General features: G+C 66.0%; 20 protein-coding genes and 2 pseudogenes. 15 read left to right on the forward strand and 7 right to left on the reverse strand.

Features of this window, described 5'->3' with window-relative positions; genetic code table 11:
- Window positions 1-73: 73 nt before the first annotated feature.
- From D577_RS0112285 to D577_RS0112330, 11 genes are all read left to right on the forward strand, one after another.
- Window positions 74-292, forward strand: coding sequence for a hypothetical protein (locus D577_RS0112285; protein WP_026289058.1), 219 nt, complete (start codon window positions 74-76; stop codon window positions 290-292).
- Window positions 293-295: 3 nt separating this feature from the next.
- Window positions 296-472, forward strand: coding sequence for a hypothetical protein (locus tag D577_RS14375; protein WP_018947768.1), 177 nt, complete (start codon window positions 296-298; stop codon window positions 470-472).
- Window positions 473-546: 74 nt separating this feature from the next.
- Window positions 547-1671 carry a glycosyltransferase family 4 protein gene (locus D577_RS0112295; protein ID WP_018947769.1) on the forward strand — a complete coding sequence of 375 codons (1125 nt, stop codon included), beginning with the start codon at window positions 547-549 and terminating at the stop codon, window positions 1669-1671.
- Between the two features lie 60 nt (window positions 1672-1731).
- The gene (locus tag D577_RS0112300) at window positions 1732-2076 is read left to right on the forward strand and encodes a hypothetical protein (RefSeq protein ID WP_018947770.1); all 345 of its coding nucleotides are present in this window, start codon (window positions 1732-1734) and stop codon (window positions 2074-2076) included.
- The gene (locus tag D577_RS0112305; RefSeq protein ID WP_026289059.1) at window positions 2069-3163 is read left to right on the forward strand and encodes a HigA family addiction module antitoxin; all 1095 of its coding nucleotides are present in this window, start codon (window positions 2069-2071) and stop codon (window positions 3161-3163) included. The genes D577_RS0112300 and D577_RS0112305 overlap by 8 nt, the downstream gene beginning before the upstream one ends.
- Window positions 3160-4026, forward strand: a complete 867-nt coding sequence (locus D577_RS0112310; protein ID WP_018947772.1) for a sulfotransferase — start codon at window positions 3160-3162, stop codon at window positions 4024-4026. Before D577_RS0112305 ends, D577_RS0112310 begins: the two co-directional genes overlap by 4 nt.
- Window positions 4027-4147: 121 nt before the next feature.
- Complete coding sequence (locus tag D577_RS0112315) at window positions 4148-6199, forward strand: tetratricopeptide repeat protein (protein WP_244263462.1); 2052 nt, start codon at window positions 4148-4150, stop codon at window positions 6197-6199.
- A 64-nt stretch (window positions 6200-6263) separates the two neighbouring features.
- Window positions 6264-6575: an MBL fold metallo-hydrolase gene (locus D577_RS14285; RefSeq protein WP_371180234.1), complete on the forward strand. Its 312-nt coding sequence runs from the start codon at window positions 6264-6266 to the stop codon at window positions 6573-6575.
- A 74-nt stretch (window positions 6576-6649) separates the two neighbouring features.
- On the forward strand, window positions 6650-7015 hold the full coding sequence (locus tag D577_RS0112320; RefSeq protein ID WP_155985575.1) for a hypothetical protein: 366 nt from the start codon (window positions 6650-6652) through the stop codon (window positions 7013-7015).
- Window positions 7008-7622: a sugar transferase gene (locus D577_RS0112325; RefSeq protein WP_018947775.1), complete on the forward strand. Its 615-nt coding sequence runs from the start codon at window positions 7008-7010 to the stop codon at window positions 7620-7622. Before D577_RS0112320 ends, D577_RS0112325 begins: the two co-directional genes overlap by 8 nt.
- A 248-nt stretch (window positions 7623-7870) precedes the next feature.
- Window positions 7871-9040 (forward strand): DegT/DnrJ/EryC1/StrS family aminotransferase, encoded by a 1170-nt coding sequence (locus tag D577_RS0112330; protein ID WP_018947776.1) that lies wholly within the window; start codon window positions 7871-7873, stop codon window positions 9038-9040.
- 211 nt (window positions 9041-9251) lie between these two features.
- On the opposite strand, the pseudogene D577_RS14125 reads toward D577_RS0112330, so the two are convergent.
- From D577_RS14125 to D577_RS13710, 4 genes and pseudogenes are all read right to left on the reverse strand, one after another.
- A pseudogene (locus D577_RS14125) lies at window positions 9252-9377 on the reverse strand (CcdB family protein); the annotation flags it as partial.
- Window positions 9377-9625 carry a type II toxin-antitoxin system CcdA family antitoxin gene (locus D577_RS0112335; protein ID WP_018947777.1) on the reverse strand — a complete coding sequence of 83 codons (249 nt, stop codon included), beginning with the start codon at window positions 9623-9625 and terminating at the stop codon, window positions 9377-9379. The gene D577_RS0112335 and the pseudogene D577_RS14125, both read right to left, overlap by 1 nt.
- Before the next feature lie 205 nt (window positions 9626-9830).
- A complete protein-coding gene (gene nadS / locus D577_RS0112340; protein ID WP_018947778.1) occupies window positions 9831-10115 on the reverse strand; it encodes a NadS family protein in 285 nt (94 codons plus the stop codon).
- A pseudogene (locus tag D577_RS13710) lies at window positions 10115-10449 on the reverse strand (type II toxin-antitoxin system RelE/ParE family toxin). Before D577_RS13710 ends, nadS begins: the two are co-directional and overlap by 1 nt.
- A 196-nt stretch (window positions 10450-10645) precedes the next feature.
- Between D577_RS13710 and serS the strand changes: the two are divergent.
- The 3 genes from serS (at window position 10646) to D577_RS0112360 (ending at window position 13707) form a co-directional block, all read left to right on the forward strand.
- Window positions 10646-11935 (forward strand): serine--tRNA ligase, encoded by a 1290-nt coding sequence (serS, locus tag D577_RS0112350; protein WP_018947780.1) that lies wholly within the window; start codon window positions 10646-10648, stop codon window positions 11933-11935.
- A gap of 292 nt (window positions 11936-12227) precedes the next feature.
- Window positions 12228-13241 (forward strand): thioredoxin fold domain-containing protein, encoded by a 1014-nt coding sequence (locus D577_RS0112355; protein WP_026289060.1) that lies wholly within the window; start codon window positions 12228-12230, stop codon window positions 13239-13241.
- 13 nt (window positions 13242-13254) lie between these two features.
- Entirely contained in the window at window positions 13255-13707 is a 453-nt protein-coding gene (locus tag D577_RS0112360) for a hypothetical protein (RefSeq protein WP_018947782.1), read from the forward strand.
- Between the two features lie 19 nt (window positions 13708-13726).
- Here the strand turns inward: D577_RS0112360 and cyaY are convergent, their stop codons facing one another.
- From cyaY to D577_RS0112375, 3 genes are all read right to left on the reverse strand, one after another.
- Window positions 13727-14050: an iron donor protein CyaY gene (gene cyaY, locus D577_RS0112365; protein ID WP_018947783.1), complete on the reverse strand. Its 324-nt coding sequence runs from the start codon at window positions 14048-14050 to the stop codon at window positions 13727-13729.
- Window positions 14051-14119: 69 nt separating this feature from the next.
- Entirely contained in the window at window positions 14120-14494 is a 375-nt protein-coding gene (locus D577_RS0112370; protein ID WP_018947784.1) for a DUF423 domain-containing protein, read from the reverse strand.
- 16 nt (window positions 14495-14510) lie between these two features.
- Window positions 14511-14858 (reverse strand): hypothetical protein, encoded by a 348-nt coding sequence (locus tag D577_RS0112375; protein WP_018947785.1) that lies wholly within the window; start codon window positions 14856-14858, stop codon window positions 14511-14513.
- A 95-nt stretch (window positions 14859-14953) separates the two neighbouring features.
- On the opposite strand from D577_RS0112375, the gene D577_RS0112380 reads away from it, so the two are divergent.
- Window positions 14954-15535: a hypothetical protein gene (locus tag D577_RS0112380; protein WP_018947786.1), complete on the forward strand. Its 582-nt coding sequence runs from the start codon at window positions 14954-14956 to the stop codon at window positions 15533-15535.
- The last annotated feature ends 138 nt before the right edge of the window (window positions 15536-15673 follow it).

A 15673-nucleotide genomic window follows, 5' to 3' on the forward strand; every position in this document is an offset into this window, starting at 1 on the left:
CGCGGTGGTGGTTCGGGCCCGGGGGTCTGTGGGAGCGACCTCGCCCGCGAATGACGGGCGGAGGGAACCTGACATGAGCCAAGCCACCGCAAGCAAACAGCGGGTTTGTCCGGCCTGTGGTGAGGGTCGGCTTGAGCCTCGGGAGTCGACTCAGCAGGTGGAGCATGCCGGTGTGGAAGGGACGATTCGGGTGCGTTACGCCGTGTGCGATGTGTGCGGGTCGGAGGTTGCCGAGGCGGATGAGGCGCGCGCGAACAAGCGGGCGATGATGGCGTTCCGCAAGGATGCGTAAGGCTTGCTGACGGGGAACGAATACGAGTACGGGGCGGCCCTGGTCTACGGTGCCATTCGCGAAATGGTGACCAACATTACCTCCCGCAGCCTGGCCGGGCCTCTCACGCTGCCCACGCCAAGCTTTGTCGGCGCGCTGGAGCTCCGGCATCAGAAACCATCCGCAGATTCTTCGGAGTGAGTCATGTTTCCTCAGCAACAAGTGGTGACGGAGAGCGCACGAGCCCGCATTCCGTTGGAGGAAAGGGAGGTCCAATGAACAAGCCGGTTGCAGTTTTTGCCGCCAACCGGGGATACGCGCTGACCAGTTCGCGCACCGCGCTCATTCGGCATTTTATTGACCAGGGCTGGGAGGTGGTGCTGGCGACGGCGGATGATGCGGAGAGCCGTTCGCTTGTGGAGCTGGGCGCTCGTCTGGAGCCCGTGGTCTTCAACCGGGGCGGCTTGTCTCCCGGGGCCGACTGGACGGCCTATCGAAGGATGCGGGCAATCTGTCGGCGCTGGAAGCCTGCGCTTATCCAGCACTTCCATGCGAAGCCGGTGATCTTCGGTACGCTGGCGGCGCGGCGGGTGCTGGGGGATTCGGTGGCCATCGTGAATGCGATTACCGGGCTGGGCCATGCATTCATCACGGGAGGGGTTGCGGCCCGGTTGGCCGGTTGGGGATATGCGGTCGCCATGCCGCGTGCCAATCGGGTCATTTTCCAGAATCGCGATGATCGGCAGCTGTTCCTGGACCGGGGCTGGGTGCGGGACGAGCAGGCGCGGCTGATTGCCAGTTCCGGGGTGAATGTGGACCGCTTTGCGGTGGTGGATCGCTCCGGGAGGGATCAACGCTCCCCGGTCGTGGTGATGCTGGGGCGGTTGTTGCGTCAGAAGGGGATCCCGGAGTTCTGCGAGGTTGCCGAGCGCATTCGGCAGGAGTGGCCGGGGGCGCGGTTCCTCCTGGCTGGCGAGGAGGATCCCGTGCACCCGGATGCCGTGACGGCTGAATGGGTACGGCAGAAGGAAGGTGTTGAATACCTGGGGCGGCTTGAAGATGTCAGGCCACTGCTGGACGAAGCGGATTTGTTGCTGTTCCCTTCGTACCGCGAGGGGACGCCGCGAGCAGTTCTCGAGGCTGCTGCCACGGGCCTCCCGGTCGTGGGTTTCGATGTGCCGGGCGTGCGCGAAGCGGTGCGCGATGGGGAGACGGGCTTTCTGGTGGCGGATCGGGATGTGGATGCGCTGACCGATCGCGTGAATGGCTTGCTGCAAGACGCCGAGAAGCGCCAGGAGATGGGGCGGGCCGCGCGGCGGATGGTGGAGGCGGATTTCGATGTCCGGGCCATCGAGCGGCAGTACCTGGATCTCTACCGTGAACTGGGAGCATCGGTGTGATGGAGACCGAACAAATAACTCGAGGTTGGCCTTTACCTCTAAGGTAAATAAAAATACCATATGGAAGTGGCATTCAAGACCAAGCGCCTGCGCAAACAGCTTTCCGAGGCGCGGCAATTGCAGAAGATCCATGGAGAGCGCCGGGCCCGGTTGCTGCAGCGCCGCTTGGTCGTATTGCAGGCTGCGCAGAGCCTTGCGGATTTCTGTCCGCCCTTCTCAGGGGCGGAGCGTTGCCACGAATTGACCGGGAATCGGCGGGGGCAGCTTTCCATGGACCTGGACCATCCCTGGCGACTGATCTTTTGTCCGGACCACGACCCGCTTCCGTGTTCAGAGGAAGGTGGGCTGGACTGGGCGGGTGTAACGGCGATCCGCATTCTCGCGGTGGAGGATACTCATGGCTGAAATGCAGGAAGCGAGCTTTGCGCCCGATTACACGGTACCGCCGGGCGAGATTCTGGAGGAATATCTGGAGACCGCCGGGATGAGCCAGGCGGAGCTGGCCCAGCGCACGGGCCTCGCGCCGAAGACCGTCAATCAGATCGTCCAGGGAAAGGCCCCCTTGACCCAAGATACGGCCCTGCGCCTGGAGCGCGTGCTGGGGCGACCGGCCCATTTCTGGAATCAGCTCGAGGTGGAGCACCAGGAGGCGCTTGCGCGGGCACGGGCGGCCGAGGCGGAACGCCAGCAGCTCGACTGGATGAAGCGCTTCCCCCTCAAGAAGATGAGGGACCTGGGCTGGATCAACGCTCGGAGGGACAAGCGGGAGCAACTCGACGAGCTTCTGCGTTTCTTCGGCGTTCATTCGTCGGAACAATGGGCGGAGGTGTGGGAGAACCATCAGGTAGCGTACCGGCAGTCGCAGCGCTTCGAGGCGGAAGCCGAGGCGGTCTCGGCCTGGCTGAGGCAGGGGGAGCGGCAGGGTCATGCCCGGCGGTGCGGGCGTTATGATGCGTCGGCATTCCGTTCCCTGCTGAAGGAATGCCGGGCGCTAACCCGGGAGGCCCCGGAGGTCTTCCAGCCGCGGTTGCAGGAACGGTGCGCAGAGGTGGGGGTGGCCGTCGAGTTCGTGCCCTCGCTGCCGAAAACCCGGGTCAGCGGGGCCACGCGCTGGCTGACCTCGAACAAGGCCCTGATCCAGTTGTCCCTGCGTTATCGCAGCGATGATCAGCTCTGGTTCTCTTTCTTTCACGAGGCCGGCCACGTTCTGCTGCATGGCAAGCGGGAGATTTTCGTGGAAGGGGGTAACGGGCTGGATGGAGAGAAGGAGGAAGAGGCCAACCGTTTTGCGGCCGATCTGCTCATTCCGCGTCGGGAGTGGCAGGGATTCATCGCTTCGGGACGCCCGAGCCTGGAACAGGTCGGTGACTTCGCCGAGCGCATGGGGATTGCCCCCGGCATCGTGGTCGGGCGCCTGCAGCACGAGCGCATTGTCGGTTGGGAGTGGGGCAACGGGCTGAAGCGGCGCTTTCAGTGGGATCACGAGGGATGACCTTCTCCTGTTCCCCTCTCGTCATCATTGGGGCGCCCCGTTCCGGGACCAACATGTTGCGCGATATCCTCGCGCAGTTGCCGGGACTGGCTACCTGGCCGTGTGACGAGATTAACTACATCTGGCGACACGGCAATCTGCGCCACCCCTCCGATGAGATCCCCCCGGATCGGGCCAGCTCCGAAGTCCAGCGCTATATTCGCCGGCAGTTCGATTGGGTGGCACGACGCTACGGCGCTGATGTGGTCGTGGAGAAGACCTGCGCGAATTCGCTGCGCGTGCCGTTCGTGGATCGGGTGGTGCCCGAGGCGCGTTACCTGTTCATCCGCCGGGACGGGCTGGATGCGGTCGGTTCGGCGATGGATCGCTGGACGGCACCCCTGGATATCCCGTATCTGGCACGCAAGGCGCGGTTCGTTCCGCGAACAGACCTTCCGTTTCACGCGGGGCGTTATTTCTGGAGCCGCCTGTACCGGCTCTTCTCTCGTGAGAAACGCCTGGCCTTTTGGGGACCACAAATGGATGACATGGACGCGCTGCTCCAGCGACATCCTCTGGACGAAGTCTGTGCCATCCAGTGGCAGCGTTGCGTGGAACAGGCCCGTGATGCGTTCGAAGCCATGGATGGTGCCCGCTGGCTGGAGGTTGGCTACGAGGACTTCGTGACGCGGCCACGGGAGGAGCTGGAACGGATCCTGGATTTCATAGGTATGGAGGTCGACCCGATGGTTTGTGCAACGGCAGTGAGCGGGGTCAAGGCCAGCAGTGTGGGCAAGGGCCGCGCCGCACTGTCGCCCGAGGCCTGCGAGCGCCTGGGCAAGCTCGTGGGTACAACATTGGACCGCTTTGGCTATGAACGGTGAGTTAGGCTCCGGAATGCGCGGATGTCTCGGAGTGCGTGGTGTGGGTGCCACCCACGACATGATGTAGGCTGGTGAACCGCTTGTCCCTTGTTCTGATGCAGATTGGTGCGGGAGCTGTTTGATGAACGTTGCTGTGCTTCCAGAGGTGGATCGATTGCAGCGCGACTGGCTGGAGGAGCTTCCGGCTCGGTGGTTCTGGCAGGTTGAGGGCGGGCACTTTGCCGGCAAGAGCACTCTTCTGCGCCGGCTTGCGGCAACGGCCCGGGAGGAAGGGTATGTGGCGGTGCTGGTGCAGCCACCCGAGCGGGCTCCGGATGCGGGTATGGCCGCGATGCTGGACGTGGCCCGGGGGCTCGCGGCCGCCGGTGTGATCGGCGCGGATGATCTCGCGGGCGTGCGTGACGGGGGGCGGCGCTGGGCGGACAAGCTGGAGGATCTGGAGCGTTGGCTGGAGCTGGAACCCGAACGTGTGGTTCTGTTCTGTGACGATCCGGTGCGCTGGTCTTCCGGGACTGGCGAGGACTCGGATCATTTCCGAAGGCAGGTCGATGAGGTCATTGAGCGGTTGATGGCTGCTCCGTGTCGCAAGGTGGTGACAGGTAAACCCTGCCTTGCCCGGCAGCGAAAAGACCGCCGCTGGTCCCTCAAGGCCGTATCGGCCGCTGCACCATGGCTGCGGGAAAGAGCCGCGTGGGGTGAGCTGGCCGGTGTTGCGGAGGAGCTGGCCGCCCGGAACTTGCCGGGGCTGGAGGAGCGGTCGGCACTGGAAGTGCGCCTGCTGGTGGCGCTGGCCGCGCTTCGCTCGCCCGAGGAGGTTGCCCGCTGGTGGGGGGTGGGGCGTGAGCGCCGCAGACTGACCGGGGAGTTGATTGCGGCGCTGGAGAAGACCCCGGAGGCTCGCGCTCTGCTGGAAGCATGGGGGCGTTTGAGTCTTGTTCGCCGGCCCCTGGATGAGCCGATGCTGGAGGCGCTGGAAGTGCCGGCGGATTGGTGGGGCCAGTTGCTCCGCCACTGTCTGCTGTTCGAGGAGCAGGGGGTGTATCGGCTCCATGAACTGCTGAAGGCGGATGCTCGCGAGCACGGTCTGTGGCTGGAGCCGGCGGCTCGACGCGAGGCCCACGCGAGATTGCACGGGATCTATCGCGAACGCTTCGAAGCACGGGAGACCGGCGACGGGCTGGCGCTTGTGGAGGATTGTGAGGCCTTCCACCACGGCATGCATTCCGGGGATGTGGCTCTCATGGATGGCGCGCGTCCCTTCTTTGCTGCTCAGCTGGATATCCTGGGCCGCACACTGTCGCGTGACCATGAGAATTTCGAGGGCGCGGCCGGGGTATTCGAGCGGGCGCTGAAGTGGGAGCCGGAGGATGATTACGCGCACCACTATCGCGCTTACAACCTGGATATCCTCGCCCGGGACCCGGGTCTCGTGGAGATTCACTATCAAAGGGCCATCGAGCTGGAGCCGGATAACGTCTGGTGGCACTCGCGCTGGATCAATTACCTGATTACGCGGGGGCGGATGTCGGCTGCCAGGGGGGCATGGCGAGAGGCCCTGGACCAGTTCGAGCTGCCGGATCCGGATGCCGATCCCGCTCTCTACGGGAGTTTGCATATCTGGGTGGCGCGTCTGCTACTGCACCGCGGTCAGCTGGATATGGCGAGGGAGGTGCTTGACGGTATCCCGGAGGGGGAATTCCGGGACGATCCGGGCAAGGCGGCCCTGAAACGACGTCTCGATGCCCTGGTGCAGGCGCGCCGGGGTGAGGTGGTCTTTCCGCTGACCATACCCGTGGAGCAGCGGTGGCAGGGGCCGCATGTGGCGCCAGCCCGTCATGGAGGCCATGCGCTGCTTCGCTGGATGCCGGCCCGCGTGGATGCGGTCTCCGAAGAGGGTGTGGTGCTGCAGGCGGCGGAGGTGCCGGAGGACGACGAACAAGCGGAGCCGGCCATTGGCAGGCTGGAGCTGACGGCGGAGCAGTTCAATGCGTTTTCGGATGATCTGGGGGTGAACGATCTGACCGCCGGGCGTTTTGTGGAGCTGGCCTGGTATGAAGGTGCCGAGCAGCCCCTGATCCGGGTGTATCCGGATGAGGGCTGGCGGGATCCGGACCTGCCGCCGCTCTTTCCGGATCCGGCGCGGTACCTGCGCACGGCCGGCTGGGTGGCATGACGCTTGAGCTGAAGGACGATCTCCTCTACCGCATTGTTTTCGGACCGGATATGGCGAGAGCACCTTGTTGCGCACCCCGGACCACCGTTGGGTTGTGGTGGATGGCTGTCGCCAGCCCGGTGCGGGAAATGGGGTCAGCCCGGCCGAGCGGGTCTTGAGCGAGAACGGGGCCCACTGGTCCGCCGTGGTTTTTACCCACCCGCATGAGGATCATGCGATGGGGCTGGACGATGTTCTGGCGATGGAAGGACCCAGTGGGCCGGTGGGGTGTTGCCCGGTGGTTTTATCTTCTTCTGCCGCCTGGATGGATTCCATGGACGCCGAGGTGCATCTGCGCCGTGGGGCCGTCCGGATCTGGCCAGCCATGCGGCGTTGAAATACCCCCACCATGGCTCCAGGGGAGCGTTCCATGCGGCTTTCGCGGAGGGGCAGGGCGAACGGGTCTGGATCATGACGCCCTGGAATCGTGGTTCGGGGCTGCCGCGCTACGAGGATGGGGAAGGGCTGGAGCAGGCGCTGGCCTGTTGCCCGCAAATCCATCTGACGGGGTTGCCTGTTCGGCACGATCTTCAGGGCCGGGCGCCGTGCCGTACCACCCGTGAGGCGCTGCGGGATGGGCGCGAACCCTCTCCCGTCCAGCGGCAGCTGGCCGAGGGGCTGACGCTGGCCTTTCGCCCAGGGGTGGAAGTGGAGCCATTGAGCCATTATGTTGCCGCCGGCTTCGATGAGAACGGGAAGCTGAAGGACATGCAGCATGGGGCGGGGACGGTCGTGGTGAGTTCGGAACAACCGGGGCCGGGTGACAGGGATGAGTGAGCATACAGGTCTTTCGCAAACACAGGCCGCGCTGAAGCGCGGCTTCGATCTGTTGGGCGCGGCGGCGGGTCTGCTGCTCACCTTCTGGCTGATCGCGCTGGCCTGGGTGCTGGCAACGATCGATACCCGGCAGAACGGCTTCTTCGTGCAGGAGCGGGTGGGCCGCCACGGGCGTGTGTTCCGGGTGGTGAAGATCCGCACCATGCGACCCTCCCGAGCGCACACCACCACGGTGACGACAGGGCATGATCCGCGCATTACGCCCCTGGGCCGGTTCTTTCGTCGCGCCAAGATCGACGAGCTGCCGCAGTTGTTCAATGTGCTGATGGGGCAGATGAGCTTTGTGGGCCCGCGGCCGGACGTGCCGGGCTTTGCCGATGCGCTGGAGGGCGAGGACCGGCTGATCCTGTCGGTACGCCCGGGGATCACGGGGCCGGCAACGCTCAAGTACCGTGACGAGGAATCACTGCTGGATTCGGTGGAGGATCCGGAGGCGTATAACCGCGAGGTGATCTTTCCCGACAAGGTGAGAATCAACCGCGAGTATGTGCAGCAGTGGTCGCTGGGGAAGGATCTTGGGTATATCTGGCGTACCGTTTTCCGGTAGGGGGGTGGCACCTTTGGGCGGTGGGGCTGGTTTGGCGCTGATCGCCCAGGGGCTGGGCTCCTACGGGGTGCGGGGGGTGTGGATGCGGGCTTGCCTGGCACCCCTGCGGGAATCATTATGGCGAATGTGGTATGGAAATGTGACCGGAGTCCGGTCAGCCTCCGGCCATAACCCGTGAGACGGGGCAACACCATGGGGGGTGAAAGGTGCTCGCACGCAAACGATCGGCGTTTCAACAGGATGTGTCGGTGGTCGTCAGTTCCTGGCCACAATTCGAGGATGATGAGGTCGCGGCCGTGCGGGAGGTGATGTCTTCCGGCCGGGTGAACTACTGGAACGGTGACGAGGGCCGGGCCTTCGAGCGCGAGTTTGCGGCCTGGCACGGGGTGCCGTACGCGGTGGCCGTCGCCAACGGAACGCTGGCCCTGGAGCTGGCCCTGCATTCTCTGGGTATCGGTCCCGGAGATGAGGTGGTGGTGTCGCCGCGGACGTTTGTGGCGTCGGCCTCGGCGATCGTGATGCGGGGTGCCCGGCCGGTGTTTGCGGACGTGGACCGGCACTCGGGCAACCTGACGGCGGAGACCGCCCGTGCGGTCCTGAGCGAGCGCACACGGGCCATTCTCCCGGTTCATCTGGCCGGGTGGCCGTGCGACATGCATGCGCTGCGTGCGCTTGCCGACGAGTTCGGGCTGTTTCTGGTGGAGGACTGTGCCCAGGCCCACGGGGCCACGATACAGGGGGAGCCGGTGGGCTCGTTCGGGGATGCGGCGGCGTTTTCCTTCTGCACCGACAAGATTATCTCCACCGGGGGCGAGGGCGGCATGCTGCTGCTGCAGGACGAGGACACCTGGCGGCAGGCCTGGAATTTCAAGGACCACGGCAAGGACTGGAGTGCGGTCTACGAACGCGAACACCCGCCGGGTTTCCGCTGGGTGCACGAATCGTTTGGCACGAACTGGCGGCTGACCGAGATGCAGGCGACGATCGGGCGGACGCAGCTGGCCAAGTTGCCGGACTGGCTGGAGCAGCGGCGGAACAACGCCGGAGTTCTGCTGGAGCGGCTTTCGGGATTGCCGGGCCTGAGGGTGCCGCACCTGCCGGAGGGGATGGGGCACGCCTGGTACAAGTTCTATGCCTTTGTACGCCCGGAAATGCTGCGCGACGGCTGGGACCGTGACCGGATCGTGGAGGCCGTGCAGGCACAGGGGGTTCCGTGCCTGCACGGGGGCTGCAGCGAGATCTACCGGGAGAAGGCCTTCGACGGGACCGGCTTCCGCCCGCCCGAACGTCTCCCCGTGGCCCGCGAACTGGGCGAGACCAGCCTGATGTTCCCGGTGGACCACACCCTCTCCGCCGCCGACATGCACGCCGTCGCCGATGCGGTGGAGCACGTGATGCGCGAGGCCACTCACTCGTAGTCAGCATCATCGTAGGAGCGGGTTCACCCGCGAAGCCCGGGTAGTCGGGCTTGGTGCGGTTCGCGGCCGAGGCCGCTCCTGCAGGGTGGCGGTCGGTGTAGGAGGCCAGCCTCCTGGCCGATGGGGCTGGTGCGGGTCGCGGCCGAGGCCGCTCCTACAACCCGATCCGGTGCCAGGTTCGGGCCGATCGGCCAGGGGGCTGGCCTCCTACGTGTATCAACGGGGCGACGACCACGGTACTCAGCTCCGAGAGCAGGTCGTTCTGGAGTACCAGCAGGTACGGTGCCCAGGATGCGGTATCTGCGGATGGATTGCGGTGGACCGAGAACTGGGCCATCAGAAGCGGCGAGCGCGGTCACCGAAGCTGCCACGCTCGGCAACACGCTGGTTGTATTCGACCAGGGCCTGGCGGTTCTCGGCGATCCAGGCATCGCGGCGTGCTTCTCGCACGGCCTGAGCCAGCGCTTGCTCGAAAAGGGCTGGAAGGTTGATGCCCAGTTCCCGCGCTTGCGCCAGGAGATCGGAATTGACGGTGAGGTTGGTGGCCTTGCGCGGGGCGTCGGTTTTGTACGGCGTGAGGTGCATGGCGGCTCCCGGTCACTTCATGTCATGACGTGATGCGCATAGCTTATGCGCGCTCTCCATGTTGCTCAATCGCGCCCGCTCTCCACGCCCGTCATTGCGAGCGCAGCGAAGCAATCTGTGGGGGGCCGGCACGGCGCCCGGCTCGTCCCATCGTCCAGAGGGCGGGCCTCCTGCGGGGGTGCGGAAATGCCTTGTGTCGGTCGGGTCAGTGCGCGGCGATTTCGTTATAGAAGTTCGGGTTGTCCTGGATGGTGGCCAGAACCTTGGCGGCCAGTCCGGTAGGGTTGCGTCGTTTGGCTTCCCAGCTCTTGACGGTGTCGACGCTCGTTCCCATGGCTTTGGCGAATTCTGCCTGAGAAACGCGCAAGCGGGCGCGAATGGCCTTTACGTCCGCCACCTCGTGGCGGGTGACGCGGCTGGCCGCCTTCTTGCCTTCCTTGATGTCGACCGCTTCCTGCAGTGATGTCTGGAGTTCGTCGTAGATGTTCATCAGAGGGCTTCCTCTTTTAACCGTGAGGTGAGTGCCTTCAGTGCAGCCTTTTCGGTGGCGGTGAGGTTGTCTTTCACGTTTTTCGGGTAGGCCAGGATCAGGTAGATGATCTCCGCACTTGCCAGAAAATAGATGACACGCCCGCCGCCGCGCTTTCCCTGACGACCCAAACCGATGCGAACCTTGCGCAAGCCGCCCGTTCCCTGGATCAGGTCGCCCTTGTCGGGTTGGGCGATAGAGTGCGCCGGAGTTCTTTCAGTTCATCATCAGAGGCGATCACCTGAAATTGCCGGGTGAACGTTGGAGTCTCAATGAATTCAATGGCATGTGGCACGTGAGGACATGTCCTTATGTCTGTGAGCCTTTTGGGGTACATTGTACACATCGAGAGGCTCGGAGGCGATCGCCATGATCGGCCAGGGGGACTGGCCTCCACTGGGGAGGGGGTGTTTGCGCGGTGTCGGCCTGCACGGGGCGGGGCGTTTGGCTTAAACTGCTCGGCTTCCCACTACTGGTCGACGGCTTAACCCATGCTGGATATCCGCAGTCTGCGTCAGGATCTGGACGCTACCGAGGCCGCGCTGGCGCGGCGCGGTTTTACCCTGGACCGTGAGCGGTTCGAGCGCCTGGAGGCGCGCCGCAAGGAGCTGCAGGTGCGCACGCAGGAGCTGCAGGCCGAGCGCAATTCGCGGTCGAAGGCGATCGGGCAGGCGAAGGCGCGGGGCGAGGACATCGAACCGCTGAAGGCGGAGGTGTCGCGCATGGGCGACGAGCTGAAGGGCTGCGAGGACGAGCTGGAGGGCATTCAGGCCGAGCTGCACGATCTGCTGCTGCAGCTTCCCAACCTGCCGCAGGCGGGCGTGCCCGAGGGCCTGGACGAGGCCGCGAACGAGGAGGTGCGCCGCTGGGGCGAGCCGACGCGCTTCGATTTCGACTGCCGCGATCATATCCAGCTGGGCGAGCCGGGGGCGCGCCTGGACTTCGAGGGGGCGGCCCGGGTGGCGGGCGCGCGCTTTGTGGTGATGCGTGGCGAGATGGCACGGCTGCACCGTGCGCTGACCCAGTTCATGCTGGATCTGCATACCCGCGAGCATGGTTACGAGGAGACCTACGTCCCGTACCTGGCCAACCCGGAGACACTGGTGGGCACGGGGCAGCTGCCCAAGTTCGACGATGACCTGTTCTCGGTGGACTGCGAGCAGAAGTTCCGGCTGATCCCCACGGCGGAGGTGCCGCTGACCAACCTGGTGCGCGAGCAGATCCTGGAGGCGGAGGAGCTGCCGTTGAAGATGGTGGCGCACACGCCGTGTTTTCGCGCGGAGGCGGGCAGCTATGGCCGCGATGTGCGTGGCCTGATCCGGCAGCACCAGTTCGAGAAAGTGGAGCTGGTGCAGGTGGTCCGGCCGGAAGACTCGGACGCGGCCCTGGAGGGCCTGCTGGGCGATGCGGAGAAGGTGTTGCAGGCGCTGGAGATTCCCTATCGGGTGATGCTGCTGTCGGCCGGGGACATGGGGTTTTCCGCCGCGCGTACCTACGATCTGGAGGTCTGGCTGCCGGGGCAGCAGGCCTACCGCGAGATCTCGTCCTGTTCGAACTTCGAGGCGTTCCAGGCGCGGCGCATGCAGGCGCGGTTCCGCCCGAAGGCGGGCGAGCGCCCGGAGCTGGTGCATACGCTGAACGGTTCCGGCGTGGCGGTGGGTCGCGCGCTGGTGGCGCTGCTGGAGAATCATCAGCAGGCCGACGGCTCCGTGCGCATCCCCGAGCGCCTGCGCCCGTGGCTGGGCGGCACCGAGGTGATCGCCCCCCCGACGACCCCGTAGGACGTAGGAGACCAGCCCCCTGGCCGATTGCGTGGCGCGCGAACGTGGGGGTAGGAGGCCAGCCCCCTGGCCGATTGTGCGGCCGATCGCACGTCGGGGGAGTAATCGGGTGCCTTGCAGCGTCCAATGGAGTCGAGGGGCCGGAAAATCACATGGAGCCCCGCGGCAGGCCGGTCTGCCACGCCTGTCCAGCGACGGAGCGGTCCGCAAGGAGGTTGGCGTGTTGGGGAAAACGGGATCCGGTAGAAACAGGCGTTCGGGCCGGCAGCTTGCGGCGCGGGGCGTCGTGCTGATGCTCGCGCTGGCGTGGGGTGCGGCCGGATCGCCGGTGCTGGCGGACGAACCGGTGCCGGAAGCCAGCGAAACGGAGGGTCTGCAGTTCGACGACACACCGCGCCGGATCGGCCTGGGGACGCCCGACTGGTTCCGGCCGAGCTTTCTCGATATCGAGGAGGATCTGGAGCTGGCGCGCGAGCGCGGGCGCAAGGGGCTGGCGGTGTATTTCGGCATGGATGACTGCCCCTACTGCGAGGCGCTGTTCGAGCAGAACTTCAGCCAGGACGACATCCGTTCCTATCTGTCCGAGCACTTCGACGTGATCGCGATCGACGTGCTGGGGAGTCGCGAGGTGACCACGCTGGAGGGCGAGACCCTGGAAGAAAAGGAATGGGCGCGCAGCATGGGGCTGAACTTCACGCCGTCACTGGCGTTTTTCGACGCCGATGGCGAGGGCATCCACGCGATGCGCGGCTATTATCCCCCGTACCGCTTTCGAGCCCTGCTGGAGTACGTGATCGACCGGCATGACCGGGAGGTGAGCTTCCGCGAGTACCTGGACCGCGCCGAACCGCCGCCGAAGTTCGATCTCGAGGACATCAACGAACGGGATTTCTTCGATCCGCCGCCGCACGACCTGGATCGTACCCGGGAGGCGGGCGAGCGGCCCCTGGTGGTGTTCTTCGAGCGCGAGGCCTGCCACGCCTGCGACATCCTGCATTCCGAGCCGCTGCAGAACCAGCAGGTGCTGGAGCAGATCTCGCTGATGGACGCGGTGCAGCTGGACATGGGCGACGACGCGACCCGGGTGGTCACCCCCGATGGCCGCGAGACCACGGCAGCCCGGTGGTCCCGGGATCTGGACATCCACTGGGCACCCAGTATGGTGTTCTTCGACGAGCAGGGGGATGAGATCATCCGCCTGGACTCGGTCGCCCATCTCAACCGCGTGCGCAACGTGATGGAATACGTGCTGACTCGCGGCTACGAGGACTTCGACACCTTCGAGCGCTGGCGCGCCCGGCGCTGACTACGGACGCATCATGCACTTCGAGCAGGACTTCATAGGCGAGCACCGCGATGTCTTCGAGCGGATCGTGGCACGCGCGCACAAGGTCGCCGTGGTGATCTTCGTGATCACCTTTCTGGCGTATGGCGTGGCGGCCTGGATGGCCTTCAACGAGCAGCCCTGGGTCGCGCTGATCCTGGCGACGCTGGCCTATCTGTTTTTTCGCCAGTTCCGGCTGGTGTCGCTGGGGCTGGCGCGCACCGGGCTGCGCGGCGAGACGGGGACGGCGGAGCCGCTGAAGGCGCTGGACCTGGCGCTGGAGGAAGAGGGCGCCCACGCGGTGCTCTCGGAGGTGGAGAATCACCTGCGGGCGATCGACGAGGACGAGCCGGGCGACCCGGGCGAGGAGTCCGCGGGGCCGTCCCGCCGCGGTGCCACCGGGGAAACCGGGGAAGGACCCCGGGGCGGGGATCGGGACGGTTCCTGAGGACGCCGGTTCCGGCGGGTCAGAGTTCGATCGACGTGCCCAGCTTGCCGCCCAGTACCCGGGCCAGGGTGGTTTCCAGGGTCTCGCCGGTGCGGTCGTTCTGCCACTGGCCGGCGGCCTCGTCGTAGCCGAAATGCGCCGGACCTTCCGGTGAGGACAGCCAGATCTGCTCGGCCGCTTCCTGGCGGTTGAGGATCATCTGCGCGCCGTCCTCGAACTCCAGCGTCAGCACGCCGTCGATCAGATCGATATCCAGGTCCCCGAGGTCGGGGTGGTCGCTCAGGCGGGCGTAGAAGTCGTCCAGGGTCTGTTCGGCGAACACGGCAAAGGAAGGCTGGCTCATGGGATCTCCCGCTCGGAATGGGCTGTAACGGCTATGGCGCGGATTATAGGGACGCCGCGGAGCGGTTGCCTATCCACCCGCGCGCCACGCGGCGATGGCGACGCCGACCCAGCCGAGGATGAACAGGGTGCCGCCGATGGGGGCGATCGCTCCCAGCATGCGCGGGGCACCCAGGGCCAGGCCGTACAGGCTGCCGGCGAACAGCAGGATGCCGGTGACAAAGGCCACGGCCGCGGCGGTGGCCCAGCCGGTGGCCAGCTGGCTCCACAGCGCGGCGATCAGCAGCAGGCCGAGGGCGTGGATGAAGTGGTACTGCACGCCGGTGTGCCAGGTGTTGAGGGCGCGTTCCGACAGGCGCTGTTCCAGGGCGTGGGCGCCGAAGGCCCCCAGGACCACGGCGATCGCCGCCAGCGCGGCGCCGATGACGATCAGGGTGCGGATCATGACGGGCGCGCGCGGCTCAGCCGTTGTCGTCCATGTCGCTGTCGATGTCGCGGCCGGGGACCCAGCCGTGTTCGCGGGCGCGTTCGATCGCCTCGTTGTGGATGCGTTCGTGGCGCTCGCGCAGGTCGTCCGGCAGGGCGGAGGGGCGCAGGCCGTATTCGTCCCACTTGGCGTTGACCTGGCTCTGCAGGGCCTGGATCTGGCCGATCTCCCAGCCGTCGCAGGTCTGGTCTTCCGGCAGGATGCCGAACACCCAGGCATCCCGGATGATGTTGCCGATCGGTGTCATGCCGCCGTAGAGGTCGTTGTGGAGACCGACGTAGCGCCGGTCGTTGCGGATGGATTCTCGATTGGAGGTAGGCATGCCGGTAGTGTATGCCGCTGACCCCTTCCCGTGAAGGGCCGGGGCACCGTTTGCAGTGGGTTATCGCAATCTTTTGTTGTGGAGGTAACGTCATCGTGCCCCGTTCTTCGCCGGATCCGGAGACCGCGCTGCGCCGCCTGCGCCTGCGGGCGCTGCTGAAGCTGATGGCGCTGGGCGGCATCGCGGCGCTGGTGGTCGCGCTGACTGCGAATGTGATCTCCCTGCCGGGTGGTTCGGATCCGGAGCCGCGGGTGCTGGAGCTGGCGGATATCGGCCCGGGCGAGGTGAAGCGCCTGCGCTGGAACGGTCGTCATGTGTTGGTGGTGCACCGGGATTCGGCATTGTTGGGTTCGCTGGAGGCGATCGAGGCCGATGCGCTGCGCGACCCCGAGGCGCGGCGCGGGCGGCAGCCGGAGGGGCTGGAGCTGCCGGAGCGCAGTTTCGACCCGGCCTGGTTGGTGGTCTACGGGGAGAGCGCGGATCTGGGCTGCGAGCTGGACCTGGTGCATCCGCAGGCGGCCGACGGCTGGCCGGGCGGTTTCGAGGATCGCTGTCGCGGCGGGCGTTACGACGCCGCCGGGCGGGTGTTCCGCGGCCAGCCCGGGGCGCGCAACCTGGAGATCCCGCAATACCGGCTGCACGGGGACGGGGAGCGGCTGACCCTCGGTGGCTCGTGATCCCTGATTCCTGGTGGAAGACGGGGAATCGGCCGGATGCGGGATCGGCCGGAGGGCCGGCCTCCTACGGGGGGCAGGGTTCGACCTGTAGGAGGCCAGCCCCCTGGCCGATCGGGCGCAGGGGTTGGCCGGACGGGG

Origin of the sequence: Thioalkalivibrio sp. AKL17 (genome assembly GCF_000377885.1) — a bacterium.
GTDB lineage: Bacteria > Pseudomonadota > Gammaproteobacteria > Ectothiorhodospirales > Ectothiorhodospiraceae > Thioalkalivibrio > Thioalkalivibrio halophilus.

Coding starts and splice junctions, on each gene's coding strand:
- D577_RS0112285 (WP_026289058.1), top strand. CDS start 74: ATGAGCCAAGCCACCGCAAGCAAACAGCGGGTTTGTCCGGCCTGTGGT.
- D577_RS0112295 (WP_018947769.1), top strand. CDS start 547: ATGAACAAGCCGGTTGCAGTTTTTGCCGCCAACCGGGGATACGCGCTG.
- D577_RS0112300 (WP_018947770.1), top strand. CDS start 1,732: ATGGAAGTGGCATTCAAGACCAAGCGCCTGCGCAAACAGCTTTCCGAG.
- D577_RS0112305 (WP_026289059.1), top strand. CDS start 2,069: ATGGCTGAAATGCAGGAAGCGAGCTTTGCGCCCGATTACACGGTACCG.
- D577_RS0112310 (WP_018947772.1), top strand. CDS start 3,160: ATGACCTTCTCCTGTTCCCCTCTCGTCATCATTGGGGCGCCCCGTTCC.
- D577_RS0112315 (WP_244263462.1), top strand. CDS start 4,148: ATGAACGTTGCTGTGCTTCCAGAGGTGGATCGATTGCAGCGCGACTGG.
- D577_RS0112320 (WP_155985575.1), top strand. CDS start 6,650: ATGACGCCCTGGAATCGTGGTTCGGGGCTGCCGCGCTACGAGGATGGG.
- D577_RS0112325 (WP_018947775.1), top strand. CDS start 7,008: ATGAGTGAGCATACAGGTCTTTCGCAAACACAGGCCGCGCTGAAGCGC.
- D577_RS0112335 (WP_018947777.1), bottom strand. CDS start 9,625: ATGCACCTCACGCCGTACAAAACCGACGCCCCGCGCAAGGCCACCAAC.
- nadS (WP_018947778.1), bottom strand. CDS start 10,115: ATGAACATCTACGACGAACTCCAGACATCACTGCAGGAAGCGGTCGAC.
- serS (WP_018947780.1), top strand. CDS start 10,646: ATGCTGGATATCCGCAGTCTGCGTCAGGATCTGGACGCTACCGAGGCC.
- D577_RS0112355 (WP_026289060.1), top strand. CDS start 12,228: ATGCTCGCGCTGGCGTGGGGTGCGGCCGGATCGCCGGTGCTGGCGGAC.
- D577_RS0112360 (WP_018947782.1), top strand. CDS start 13,255: ATGCACTTCGAGCAGGACTTCATAGGCGAGCACCGCGATGTCTTCGAG.
- cyaY (WP_018947783.1), bottom strand. CDS start 14,050: ATGAGCCAGCCTTCCTTTGCCGTGTTCGCCGAACAGACCCTGGACGAC.
- D577_RS0112370 (WP_018947784.1), bottom strand. CDS start 14,494: ATGATCCGCACCCTGATCGTCATCGGCGCCGCGCTGGCGGCGATCGCC.
- D577_RS0112375 (WP_018947785.1), bottom strand. CDS start 14,858: ATGCCTACCTCCAATCGAGAATCCATCCGCAACGACCGGCGCTACGTC.